Origin of the sequence: uncultured Alistipes sp. (assembly GCF_949296715.1) — a bacterium.
Classification (GTDB): domain Bacteria; phylum Bacteroidota; class Bacteroidia; order Bacteroidales; family Rikenellaceae; genus Alistipes.
Map to the genome: position 1 here is coordinate 16,693 of NZ_CASFQD010000038.1, position 13,431 is coordinate 30,123.

The window sequence follows — 13,431 nt, forward strand, 5'->3', positions numbered from 1 at the left end:
CCCCGCACAACCCGATCGAAAAGAGATGGAAGTATTTACAAGCGTCAAGGAACTCCGCGCCCGTCTGGACGGGGTGGAGCCGTCGGGAATCGGTTTCGTCCCGACAATGGGCGCCCTGCATGCAGGACACCGTTCCCTCGTGGAGCGCGCACGCAAGGAGAATGCCACGGTCGTCGTGAGCGTCTTCGTCAACCCCACGCAGTTCAACGACAAGAACGATCTGAAACACTATCCGCGCACGCCGGAGGCCGATGCCCGCGTGCTCGAAGAGGCCGGAGCCGACTTCGTGCTCATGCCCTCCGTCGAGGAGATCTACCCCGAGCCCGATACGCGGCAGTTCGACTTCGGACTCATTGACAAGGTCATGGAGGGCGCCACGCGCCCCGGACACTTCAACGGCGTGGCGCAGGTCGTCAGCCGCCTGTTCGACATCGTGCGGCCCCGCCGCGCCTACTTCGGCGAAAAGGACTTCCAGCAGATTGCCGTGATCCGCGCCATGGTCGAGCAGCTCGGTCTCGAGGTCGAAATCGTCGAGTGCCCGATTGTCCGCGGCGAGGACGGACTGGCCCTCTCGTCGCGCAACACGCTGCTCGACGCGCCGCACCGCGCCGCCGCACCCCACATCTACGCCACGTTGCGCGCCGCCGTCGAGGCTTCGCACCGCCTCACGCCCGCCGAGCTCAAGCGCTGGGTCACCGAGCAGGTCGAGCGCAACCCGCTGCTGCGGGTGATCTACTACCAGTCGGTCGACGCCCGCACCATGCAGGAGGTCACGACGTGGGACGACGCCCCTCGCATCCAGGGCTGCATCGCCGTGCAGGCGGGCGACATCCGTTTAATCGACAACATCCGCATCCGATAATGAAATTCCAGATTGAAGTAATAAAATCGAAGATCCACCGCGTGACCGTCACGCAGGCCGACCTGAATTACGTGGGCAGCATCACCATCGACGAGGCGCTGCTCGAAGCCGCCAACATCGTCGAGGGCGAGAAGGTCCAGATCATGGACATCAACAACGGCGAACGTTTCGAGACCTACACGATCAAGGGCGAGCGCAACAGCGGCTGCATCTGCCTGAACGGCGCCGCTGCCCGCAAGGTGCAGGTGGGCGACGTGGTCATCATCGCCTCCTATGCCCTGATGGACTTCGAGCAGGCCAAGCAGTTCCGCCCCTGGATTATCTTCCCCGACACGGCAACGAACCGGCTGGTCAAGTAACACCGGGGCACAACAACAAGCCCCGGGTCAGGCAGCACCGGGGCACGATCCCGCAGCCACACGGGCCGCACCGGACCCGAAATCGAGGCCCCGCGACATCGGCGAGGAGGTCGAAATACCTATTTTTAACAGAAAATCTCCCTTTCCGGGGAGATTTTCTGTTTTTAATCGTTATATTTGCGATTGGCGATTCCGCTGCAGGAGCCCGGCCACACCCCCGACGGCCGCCGGGACGCCCCCTCCGGCCCGATCACCTGAACTTAAACGACACGAGATGGACATCACGCTTTCCGTCGCAGCCTTTCTCTTCTCGATCATCGGCACGGCCGGCTGCATCATTCCGGTGCTGCCCGGTACGGTCATGAGCTACGCCGGACTGCTGTGCGCCTACTTCACCTCCTACTCGCACATATCGACCCCGGCCGTGTGGATCTGGCTGGCCGTCTCCGTCGCGGTCTGCGCCGCCGACTACTTCCTGCCCGCCTGGATGACCCGCCGCTTCGGCGGCTCGAAGGCCGGAGCCATCGGCGCCACCGTCGGCGTCATCGCGGGTTTCTTCCTCTTCCCGCCCTTCGGCGTCATCCTCGGCCCCTTCATGGGCGCCGTGCTGGGCGAGCTGCTCCACGACAAGAGCGACCCGGCCAAGGCCCTGCTCGTCGGCTTCGGCTCGTTCCTCTCGTTCATCGTCGGTACGGGGCTCAAGCTCGCCGCCTCGGTCGGCATGTTCATCCATGTCGCCACCGACACCTATCCCGTCGTGCGGGACTGGCTTGCAACGATTTTCTAACTCAATACCCATCGCGTATGAACATGAAACGGTTTCTGATTCTGGCGGTCGTCGTGCTGTCGATGCTCGCCACGGCTTGTAGCAAGTACAAGTACGAAACGGTCAAGGGTGATCCGATGAAGACCCGCATCTACACCCTGCCCAACGGCCTGAAAGTCTACATGAGCGTCAACAAGGAGGCGCCGCGTCTGCAGACGGCCATCGCCGTGAAGGTCGGCGGCAAGAACGACCCCGCCGAGACGACCGGTCTGGCCCACTACTTCGAGCACCTGATGTTCAAGGGCACGCCCAACTACGGCACTTCGGACTATGCCGCCGAGAAGCCCATGCTCGACGAGATCGAGCAGCTCTTCGAGGTCTACCGCCAGACGGAGGACGAGGTCGAGCGCGCGGCGATCTACCACCGCATCGACTCGATCAGCTACGAGGCGTCGAAACTCGCCATTCCGAACGAGTACGACAAACTCATGTCGGCCATCGGCGCCAACGGCACGAACGCCTTTACGTCGCAGGACATGACCGTCTACGTTGAGGACATCCCCTCGAACCAGATCGAGAACTGGGCCAAAATCCAGGCCGACCGCTTCCGGAACCCCGTGATCCGCGGCTTCCACACCGAGCTGGAGACCATCTACGAGGAGAAGAACATGTCGCTCACGCAGGACAGCCGCAAGGTCTGGGAGGCGATGGACGCCGCACTCTTCCCGCACCACCCCTACGGCACGCAGACCGTGCTGGGTACGCAGGAGCACCTGAAGAACCCCTCGATTACCAACGTCAAGAACTACCACAAGACCTACTACGTGCCCAACAACATGGCCGTGTGCGTGGCCGGTGATTTCGATCCCGACGAGATGATCGCCACGATCGACAAGTACTTCGGCGACATGCAGCCCAACGAGAACCTGCCGAAGCTGGAGTTCGAGCCCGAGGCCCCGATCACCGAGCCCATCGTGCGCGAGGTCTACGGTCTGGAGGCCGAGAACGTCACGCTGGGCTGGCGTCTGCCGGGCGCCACGGACAAGTCATGGGACGTGGCCAACATCGTGGGCAGCATCATCTATAACGGACAGGCCGGTCTGATCGACCTCGACCTCGTACAGCAGCAGAAGGTCCTGATGGCCTACGGCTACGCCTCGTCGCAGCCCGACTACGGACAGTTCATCGTCGCAGGCCGCCCGAAGGCCGGGCAGACGCTCGACGAGGTGCGCGACCTGCTGCTCGCGGAGGTGGCCAAGCTGCGCACGGGCGACTTCGACGAGAAGCTCATCCAGGCAACGGTCAACAACTACAAGATGCAGCTCATGCGGCAGACCGAGGACAACAACAGCCGCGCCCTCGCCTTCGCCTACTCGTTCATCTACGGCACCGACTGGGCCGACGAGGTGCACCAGCTCGACCGTATGTCGAAGATCACGAAGCAGGATGTCGTCGACTGGGCCAACAAGTACCTGGGCGAGCAGAGCTACGCCATCGTCTACAAGCGTGAGGGCGAGGACAAGAGCGTGCAGAAGATCGCCGCTCCGAAGATCACCCCGATCGTCACGAACCGCGACAAGCAGAGCGACTTCCTGACCTCGATCCAGCAGAGCACCGTGAAGCCCATCGAGCCCGTCTTCGTGAACTACGCGACCGACATGTCGCAGTTCGACGCCATGCCGGGCGTACACGTGCTCTACAAGCAGAACGAGATGAACGACATCTTCACGCTGATCTACGTCTTCAATACCGGCACGGAGAACGATCCCGAGCTGGGCATGGCCTTCGACTACGTGAGCTACCTCGGCACCGCGGAGATGAGCGCCGAGCAGATCGCCTCGGAGATGTACGACATCGCCTGCTCGTTCTCGATGCAGGCCGGCGCCAACCAGTCGTGGATCACGATCTCGGGCCTGAGCGAGAACATGCCCAAGGCGATGGAGATCGTCGAGGGGCTGCTCACCGGAGCACAGCCCGACGAGGCGATCCTCGCCAACATGAAGGAGGACACCATGAAGAGCCGCGCCGACGGCAAGCTCAGCCAGGGCCGCAACTTCGGCGCCCTGCAGCGCTACATGATGTACGGTCCGGAGTTCATCGCCCGCACGACGCTGTCGAACGACGCCCTGAAGGCGCTGACCTCCGAGCAGCTGCTCGCAAAGGTGCGCTCGCTCATGGGCAAGCAGCACGAGGTGCTCTACTACGGCCCGCAGCCGCAGAAGGAGCTGCAGGCGACGCTCGCCGAATACCACAAGGTCGAGGGTGAGCTCGCACCGCTGGAGAAGAAGTTTACCCAGCCGCTCCTGACCGACAAGAACGAGGTGCTGCTGGCCCAGTACGACGCCAAGCAGCTCTACTACCTCCAGTACTCGAACCGCGGCGAGAAGTTCGACCTCGCGGCCGATCCCGCCATCACGCTCTACAACGAGTATTTCGGCGGCAGCATGAATGCCATCGTCTTCCAGGAGATGCGCGAGGCACGCGGTCTGGCCTACTCCGCGTCGGCATGGCTCTCGACGCCGTCGTTTGCCGACGGCAGCTACAGCTACATGGCCTTCATCGCCACGCAGAACGACAAGATGCAGCAGGCCATCGAGGCATTCGACGAGATCATCAACGACATGCCCGAGTCGGAGGCCGCCTTCCAGATCGCCAAGGAGTCGCTCATCTCTCGCCTGCGCACCGAGCGCACGGTACGCGACCAGGTGCTGTGGTCGTACATCTCGTTGCGCGACATGGGGCTGACCGAAGATCGTGACAAGCAGATCTTCGAGAAGGTCCAGACGATGACGCTCGACGACGTGAAGGCCGCACAGGAGCAGTGGGTCAAGGACCGTCCCTATGTCTACGCCATTCTGGGCGACATCAAGGACCTCGACCTGAACTACCTCAAGACGCTCGGTCCGATCAAGACCCTCTCGCAGGAGGAGATCTTCGGATATTGATCCCTGCAAGCGAAACCCGGTGACGGGGCCAGCCGGCCCCGCCGCCGGATGACCAGGAGCGGGCTGCCGTTATACCGGCAGCCCGCTCTTTTCGTATGCCCCCGTTGCGTATGCGCACGGACAGTGAACCGGGACGGATGGCTCCCTGCTCCCCATCTTTCCTGCTCCACGTCACCCCTGCTCCGGCCCACACAAAAAGCGGCGGGGTCCGTCTTTCGCCGAACCCCGCCGATCCCGGACGCGGCCGCGCCCGTCAGTCAAGCTCTATATCGCGCACACAGCGGATTACGGATGCCTCAGCGGGTTTGACAATCGTAACATGGCCGTCCCTGCAGTACCAGGAGGATTCATAGGCCTCATACTGTTTTCCGTACTGGCCGAAAGAGTAGAACGTGCTGACAAAGGTATAATGCCCGCTCCACCAGTTGCTGTTCACATCCGCGGTAATATAGTTCGACATAAGGCTGGCCTCTCGGATATTGGGAACCCGGTAACCCTCGGGACACGGGGATTCGCCGTTCTCGAGCAGGGTCTTCAACGCCGGATAATTGCTCGCATAGCTGACCTCCGGGCCCGTTTCAAATGCCGAATAGGTCCGGGAGTTGGGTGAATATTCGTCACTGGGGTCCAATTCGCCTGAAACGTCAATACTGCGGATCGATTTTTTATTGATACGGGTGAGATTAAACCGATACACCGAATTCTTGTCGTTGGTTTCATTCACGGTCTCGAAAACGACGGAAAAATCGGGCATCTTATCGGCATCGTTCAGATTGGCGACAGCCTCCTGCTCGGTTGCCGGGTCCATACCGAGATTGCGTACACACCGCACGGCATAGCGTCCCGGTTTGACATTGGCATATTGCTGATAAGCACTCGTCGACAAGCCCTCCTCCGCCCACAACATCGTGGGATAATTGCTGTAGTTGCCATCCTTGCCCCACAGGGTGCTGCTGACCACATGCAGACGCCACAGTACGGCCCCGTTCGCATTCGTTTCGTTCACGCCGTAATTATTGTACCGGTCATACAGCCACGCATCCTCATGGATTCCGCCGTCTCCGATATAGAGGGCCGTCAGCTGCTGGATCGACGCAATGTACCAACGGATCTCCGAGGGGTCGATCAAGCCGTTCCCGTTGTTGTCGCGATTGCGCATGAGACAGGTGTAACGGGCTGTCGCCAGGTCATCCTCATCCCTGAGAAAGATCAGGTTATAATCATTTTCCCGGTCATAATCGAGGTAATCGGTCCAATACCTGTAATTGAACCTACCGTAGCCGTCCGTCAACTGCCACAACCGCGCCGTATTGTACAAGCCGTTCGATCGGGAATTGTTGCCGTAATTGGGACGATAGACTGCCCCGTCCGAATATCTTTCGTTGCGGTTGTAAAACCAGAGAGTTCCTTCCGACTCGTCGATCACCTCACAACCCCAGGCCGTGTTCAGGTCGGAACGGGTGACATCGTAAACGGACTGGATAGACCGCTGGCGGATCGTCACGACGCTGCCCGTCGCCGAGCTGTCGCCGTCGGCACTGAACTGCGTATCGCACAGGATGTGCATCATGCGGTTGTCCTGATTGACAAACTCCTTCCACAACGTGGGACGCACCTCCCCCGAGATGGGGTCGCGGTCGTAATAGAACTCGTCGACGAAGATGGTCACATAAATCCGGTAACGCCAGTAGATTTCGGGATGATCGGGATACTGCTGCTTGAGCTCGGGGTCCTCCTCCTTCCGAAAATCGTTCGGCAGGTTCTGGTCGAAAAGGGTCTTCTGCTCCCGCATATACTGGCAGAACTCCAGCACATCCATCACCTCGTCGGGATGGTACGACCGGTTTCTCTTGCTGTACTGCCCCGTACTGGTGTCGATCTCGTTCACGCGGAACCACACCCACTTGTAATCAAGTCCGTTGGGAATCTCCACGCCGTTGACACGTTCGGGCATGCCCTCGCGGCCGAAGGGGGTCTTGACATACCAGGTGACATCCTCCGGCGTGATGTTTTCCTGATCGAAGACGAACACACGCTGCCCGTAGTGCGCATCGAAGGTATAGACCGACTCCTTGGCGATGTAGACGTGGCCGGCCGCACCCGACTCGTTCTCCACATCGGTCGAGACCTCAACCTGGATGCTCTCCACGCCCTTGATCGTAATCGTATAGGTGTAGTGCGTATTGCGGTTCACGCTATAATCATCCATGTCATAATCATCCATGTCGGTACCGATGTCGCCCAGATGAATGCAGTACACCACATCGGCGTTGAGCGTCTGGGCCGGAGCACCCACACCCACATCGACATCCATCGCCACCTCGCCCTTGATAATCAGATAGGTCGCCGTCTCGGGAGCATACTCCCACAGGCCGTCGGTCGTGTCGTACACCCCAGCCGCATCCTTGATCCGCCTGTCACGCAGGTGGTAGTCTCCATTTACGGACTTCTTGGCCTCGGGACGGTTCTCGTACATGTAGAACGAAAAGCCATGCTCCGCGCCATCCTCTACCTGAACGGACTGGCCACTGCTGTTGACATAGGTGAAGGTCTTTAACGTCAGGCTCTCAAAGGCCACTGCATAAGTGTCGAAGAATCCCGCATCGGCATCATGGTTCCCGGTGCCGGCACTGCGTTCAAAGAGATAACTGCCGCGCGGCAGATTCACCACCTGCCACGACTCGGGCGTGAAGCTCTTGATGCGCTGCGTGGTCTCGCCGTCCGACGTCGTGACGGAGGACTCGTTGCCGACAGCCGCACGGACACGCACCTCGATCTTGGCATCGAGGCGCTTCAGCGGAACAGAGACCGTCCCGCCCGTCGACGAGGTGATACCGTTCTGCGTGATGGTAATTCCGTTCACATCGCCCGTCATGGGGAAACGGCCCGTGCGGTCCGTCGTGTCGTGGTTCAGCGTACCGACCATCTCCATCAGTTCGTCGCGGGTCTGGATGAAACCGAACATTTCGGACGAGATGCTGAAAATATCGGTATCGAGATTGGCCACGATACAAATCTCACCTCCGGTAAGTTGCGGGACCTTCATCCGGATGGTACCGGTAGTTTTGGGCTCCGTGCTGCTCAACTGATTGTCGACCATCCAACAGTTCACATTGGCCGAAATCACGCTACTATGCGAATCCCGTTTGTTGCTGTTGTCAAAGAAATGGCCGGCAACACGATTCCCGTTCTGATCGAAAAAGAACACATAAAGGTTCGAGACACGCGACTCGGCAACCTGTCCGAGCGTCGCACGCGTCGTGATCTGCACCTCGTCGAAATCGGTATGGCCGAAATCGAGATTCACCCATACTTCACCTTCGCCGATTTGCACCTGCGAGAGGTCCGGATCCTTGACACACCCCGCCATCAGCAGTCCGCAAAGGAAAAAGCAGTATATCAATCGTTTCATATGCATCCCTGTTATCAATTGAAAGTTATGTCACCGCCGCCGGTCTTCCAGTCTTCGACGACGAACTCGAAATTACCCCGATAGGGATTATAGGTCACACCGACCTGCACACGAATGAAATCATTGCGCTTGATCTCATGCACATCGTTCGCCACACCCGTCTCGGGATCGATCGTGCGAAGAACGATATCTTCCCGCATGGAGGTCTCATGCAGCTGCTCAACCGGGAAAAGCACGAATTGCGACCACGCACCAAAGCCATTCCATCCGACGACATTGTTATTGCGGACGTTGATATAGGCGTCACCCCAATAGGTGTTCGACTTGAACAGGAAATATCCGTTGTTCGTATCGGAAACACTCACGGTAAACGTATCCGCCCGGGTCTGATACTCCTCCCATCCGACCATCTGCAACCGCGCCGACTCGACCTCCGAATAGTTGGTCCGGATTCTCTCGATGTAGTCTTCTGTCTCCACGTTGCGGATATAGTAGGACGAGCCGCTTTTTACAAGTTGCCACACATAATTGTAATATCGCTCCTTCCTGCAATTCTCAAGCACCTGTTGCGGCGTATATCCATAATCCGGAGAGGCATATACCTTGTCATTCTCCACATAGAGGTACGAGTCCATCTCATAATTGTCCTCTCCGCGGCGTCGGATAAGGAAATAGGGGCCCTCGGAGTCTATCTCCGAAAGGTAGTGTATGCGCTGACCTCCGTTTTTCTGTTCGTAATAATGATAATTGATAACATCCGCGCCGAGTTCCAGGGAATAGACATAGTTGTTGTCCAAATCGCGGCTTTCGTAGATCAGGCCGTCGAAAATCGTTGTCACGCCCATGTCTTTCGGGATAATCTGGTCCGGAACAAACGGTGTTATCGCATTGGCGTGCGTGGCAATCGGAGCGCCCTTGCCGTGATGGCCGGTCGCAATGGCATAATTTTCGTCGCTGTTAAGCCGAGAAAAGAGATAACAGGTCGACTGAGTAAAGTTATTACTGAATGTCAGGTCATTGATCTTCAGATCAATGTCGCTGTAATTACGCACGTCGATCCGGATACGGGCACTGGTATATTCCAGCTTGACCGATGTTTTGTTGACTCCGGCCACCAAATTGATGTTCTTCGAACAACTCTGCGGAATCAGCACATCACTCGGGCGCAGATACGGGAAAGACTCTCCCGCAATTTCCGGAATGCGCAACTGGATATTGTAAAAGTCTGCACAGTCCGGATTAAAATTCGCGATACCGGAATCCCGGTCAAAAGTCTCGACCAGCGTCTTGATCTGTGCCGCAACACCCGTGTTTCCAAAGGCATCCGATTCGGAATAATTGGCCACGGCAAGCAGGACATAATTGCCTCTCGCCAACTTCTCGACATCTCCGTGCTTGGGGTTGTCATAATCGAACGTCACGCGCACAACGCGGCTTTGGCCGAGAGTCTCGTCAATGGTTCCGGCATCGTTGACAAAACCGTTGGAGGCGTCAACGTCATTGTACCCCTGCGGATAGGCCGAATTATTGGGATCGAAAATATTACGGTAGGCCACAAGCCGGTTCTCGGAATAATCGATCAGAAAGAGCGAGATATGATCGATCACATTCACGTCGGCCTTCGACGCACGGGTTTCGGTCGAAGCGACAAGCGCCGAGAGGTCTGCCGTCAGCACAAGACTGGCAGGCTCGCGCACCTCCGGCTCCTTCCGGTCGCCTTCGTTCCCGGGATCGGCCTTGCAGCACCCGCCGGAAAGCGAGAGCAGCAGGGAAACAATCAGAAATATGAATATCTTACGCATGATTCCTCCGGATTAATCATATCACAATTCGATATCGTAAGAGGAGTCGCGCACGTTCCAGTCAGCCGCAGTAATCGTCAACTCCACATCCGCTTCTGTAATCTTGACCGTGTAGGTATAGCGTTTTCCGGGCTGGTACTCCTCGGAAATCACCGCTCCGCTATCGTCATACTCCGTTCCTTTGGGAAGAGTCACCCGATAGATGCCTTCTTCGGCATAGCGTGTAGTGAAACAGAATTGCAGATTGCCCGAGGAGGCCTGCGGAAGGATCAGCAGCCAACCGTTGTTCTCCGTGAACAGTCCGCCGTCCGTCGTTCCGGTCTGCGTATAGGCGAGAGCCTGTTTGACAGTCCCGGCCTGCGTATCCGTTGAAAATTCGACACCGCTGTTGTTCCAGTAATAGATACGTTCCGTCGCGGGCGGATTGTAGCCCATGCTCCAGAAAAAATCGTCCGAGACCGTCTCGGTACCGTACACCAGAATGCCGATCGACGCGAAATCCTTTGTATCGGCATTCTGAAGATAACACGAAGTCAGATAATCGGTATTGTCGAAGCTCGCTTCCACACGGAAACGCACGGCAGCCAGCGCATGCTTGAAATTCAGCGTCACGGGCCGCGACAGATCGACCTGCGGATTGGTCGTATCGACTTCGTTGTAGGCGACAAGCAGGTCCTCCTGATAGTCCGAGGTCGAGTAGGTCATGGCGAATGTCGTGGCATCGGAGGTCGAGAGCACCTGGTCGCCGAGTTCCTGCGGGAAGTAGCCGCGGAACTTGTACCGTCCGCCGACAAACCAGTAAAGGTCCGTTCCTTCGTAATTCCAGCTGTCGTAGGGGTTGCCGCCCGCCTTGTCGGCATAGATCAGGCGCGTTCCCTCGAAAAGGTTTTTCACGGTTTTCTGCATACCGTCGGCATCCCTATACGTATAGTCCGCCCAAATACCGATCGCCTCGCCTTCCCCGCCGTTTCCGACCGGTGTGCAGGCCTGTTTGATCGAAATATCGCCCATATCGGTTTGGGAGCCGATGAGCGAACGGCTGGCGACGCCGTTTTTCTCCATATCGACACTCCACACGATGGGCACGGTCCCGGATTCGGGGACCCGGGGTATTTCCGCCGTGTGCTGTTTGCCGCAACCCGCAGCAGCGAGCAGCAGCAAAAGAGAATAGAGCGTAGTATGTCGTGCGTATGTTTTCATCATCCGAATATCATTTGATGCGGTCCTCGATGATCTGCAACAGGAAATCCACGCGATCGACGCCCACCGAAAGCGTGTAGGTATAATACCGGCCGGCCTCGAGCATCGTGCCGAGGGGTTCGGTCGAGATCGTCTGCGTGATGGTCTCACCCGAGGGGGCCGGAGCTTCGAACGTCACGCTGACGGGAGCCAGCAGCTGCTGCGGAAGCATGTACAGCGTAGCACCCACGGCCTGCGACGACGTGCGCAACAGGCACTCGCCCTCGAAAAAGAGGAAGGGCTCCGTCTTCTCCCTGTCGAGTGTCCACTCCGGTGCGGGCAGCGACCGGAAACTGCCCCCGTAGCAGGCCTCATCGAGCTCGATGCGACGCACCGTGAGGGGCACGTCTTCGCCCGTCAGGCTCTTGACCCGGAAATCGACCTGCGCGAAGACCGAACGGAACGGCAGTGTCACGATGCCGCCGTTATCGGTTTTCGAGAGGTCCGCCTGCGGGTCGGTATAGCAGAGCTCCTCGCCCACGGTCCTCACATCGACCCCGTCGAAACGAACGCCCGACGCGGCATTACAACCCGTCGCCGCGCCATAGGGAGCATACCCGATGGCTGTCAGCCGCTGCCCGTCCCCGGGCCACAGCAGCGCCGTCTGCGTGCTCCACACCCCGTCCGCATAGTCGACCCGTTCATCCGCAAGGTAGGACACGGCCTCCGATGCCGCCTCCCGCCACGACCGATCCGCGGGCAGCTGCCAGACATACACCCCGAAGGGGCGCACGTCGGGATACGCCGCGGCATCGGAGCGCACGGTCGTGTGGAGGGCCGGTTCGAAGACAAGCGCCACGGAGCGCTCCGTCTCTCCCGTGCTCTTCACACAACCCGCCGCCACGAAGAGCGGAATGGCAATCCAGATCAGCCGTTTCATGCGAAGGTCATTTTTTGAAATTGGTACCTGCGAAGGGTATCACCCCTTCGCAGATTAAGCTCGGGCGCCACGCGCCCGGAAAAGTCGGAATCGGAATTACTCGATCTCGCCAGTAACCGTAACATCATCCCAGTCGGTAACCGTCGGAGCGAAGTAGATGCGATCCAGACCGATGGTGATGTCATAGATATAACGCTTGCCCATCTCCCAGTCGTCATGAGTACTTGCGCCAGCACCAGCCTCATTAAGCGTCGACAGAGCAACCGTATGGGTCTGGGTCATCGTCGCAGCCGACTCGGTGTCGATCGTATAGGTGATCTTCACCTTCACGCCGCCGTTGTGATCGAATCCCTGCGGAACCATCAGCAGCACATCGCCCTGCTGCACGTAATCGGTCGTCAACGCAGCCGAAGCCAGATTCTGAACCTCCATCGTGGTAGGATCCTGGAAATCGCTCCAACCGGCGCTGTTGCTCGCATTGTTCGTGGTAAGGTCACCCTGGTTGTAGGCCTCCAGTACCTCGATCTTCGTCACCTTGATCTCGGCACCAGTGTAATTGTCCGCAGCCTGTGCACGGAATACCAGCGCCGAAAGAGCATGCTTGAAAGTCAGCTGAATACCGTAATACTGGGTGTAGTCTTGCTCATTGGTCTGCTTCTGATTAGCTACATAGTCGCTGTACATCAGGTCATAGGAGTTTGTCTGATTGGTTACGGCATTGAAATTGTCGAAGATGAAGCCGGAATCGTTAGCCCACGAAACCGATGCAAAAACATCATCAGTATCGGCTGCCGTCGGCGAGTAGGCGGCAAACGAGAGCGTTCCCTCCTTGGGCCAATAATAGTTGCCTACAGGAACCCACGACGATTTTCCCGTTGTACTCGGCGAAGTTGCCGAATACTTCGTCGTCACATTGTCCATGTAAAGCAGGTTCTCGCCCGTGTTGTCATTCTTGTACTGGGCATACACCGAGAAGGGCACATCCGTAGGATACTCCGTACCATCGATCAGCGCACGCGTCACCGAAGATACAACGGGGTTGTCAAAGACAATCCGGTTCGAATCGGACTTCACAGCAACCTCCGATTCGGTCTTCACGCAGCCGGTGAGCGCTACGCCCGCCATTGCTGCAAAAAGGAAAAACTTTTTCATAATGAGATAAATGG

9 protein-coding genes are annotated in these 13,431 nt (G+C 58.1%); 4 read left to right on the forward strand and 5 right to left on the reverse strand.

Going from position 1 to position 13,431, the window contains the following annotated elements; all coding sequences use genetic code 11:
• Window positions 1-25 precede the first annotated feature (25 nt).
• The 4 genes from panC to Q1Y33_RS05655 all read left to right on the forward strand — a co-directional run bounded on the left by panC (window position 26) and on the right by Q1Y33_RS05655 (window position 4,932).
• Complete coding sequence (panC, locus tag Q1Y33_RS05640; RefSeq protein ID WP_300798770.1) at window positions 26-862, forward strand: pantoate--beta-alanine ligase; 837 nt, start codon at window positions 26-28, stop codon at window positions 860-862.
• Entirely contained in the window at window positions 862-1,221 is a 360-nt protein-coding gene (panD, locus tag Q1Y33_RS05645) for an aspartate 1-decarboxylase (RefSeq protein ID WP_295907098.1), read from the forward strand. The genes panC and panD overlap by 1 nt, the downstream gene beginning before the upstream one ends.
• Before the next feature lie 274 nt (window positions 1,222-1,495).
• Entirely contained in the window at window positions 1,496-2,008 is a 513-nt protein-coding gene (locus Q1Y33_RS05650; RefSeq protein ID WP_300798771.1) for a DUF456 domain-containing protein, read from the forward strand.
• A gap of 23 nt (window positions 2,009-2,031) precedes the next feature.
• A complete protein-coding gene (locus Q1Y33_RS05655; protein WP_300798772.1) occupies window positions 2,032-4,932 on the forward strand; it encodes an insulinase family protein in 2,901 nt (966 codons plus the stop codon).
• A 253-nt stretch (window positions 4,933-5,185) separates the two neighbouring features.
• On the opposite strand, the gene Q1Y33_RS05660 is transcribed toward Q1Y33_RS05655, so the two are convergent.
• The 5 genes from Q1Y33_RS05660 to Q1Y33_RS05680 all read right to left on the reverse strand — a co-directional run bounded on the left by Q1Y33_RS05660 (window position 5,186) and on the right by Q1Y33_RS05680 (window position 13,417).
• Window positions 5,186-8,344, reverse strand: a complete 3,159-nt coding sequence (locus tag Q1Y33_RS05660; RefSeq protein ID WP_300798773.1) for a hypothetical protein — start codon at window positions 8,342-8,344, stop codon at window positions 5,186-5,188.
• Between the two features lie 14 nt (window positions 8,345-8,358).
• A complete protein-coding gene (locus Q1Y33_RS05665; RefSeq protein ID WP_300798774.1) occupies window positions 8,359-10,146 on the reverse strand; it encodes a hypothetical protein in 1,788 nt (595 codons plus the stop codon).
• Between the two features lie 21 nt (window positions 10,147-10,167).
• A complete protein-coding gene (locus Q1Y33_RS05670; RefSeq protein WP_363322797.1) occupies window positions 10,168-11,040 on the reverse strand; it encodes a fimbrillin family protein in 873 nt (290 codons plus the stop codon).
• Between the two features lie 316 nt (window positions 11,041-11,356).
• Window positions 11,357-12,265 carry a fimbrillin family protein gene (locus tag Q1Y33_RS05675; RefSeq protein WP_300798776.1) on the reverse strand — a complete coding sequence of 303 codons (909 nt, stop codon included), beginning with the start codon at window positions 12,263-12,265 and terminating at the stop codon, window positions 11,357-11,359.
• Window positions 12,266-12,361: 96 nt separating this feature from the next.
• Window positions 12,362-13,417, reverse strand: a complete 1,056-nt coding sequence (locus Q1Y33_RS05680) for a fimbrillin family protein (RefSeq protein ID WP_300798777.1) — start codon at window positions 13,415-13,417, stop codon at window positions 12,362-12,364.
• Window positions 13,418-13,431: the final 14 nt, after the last annotated feature.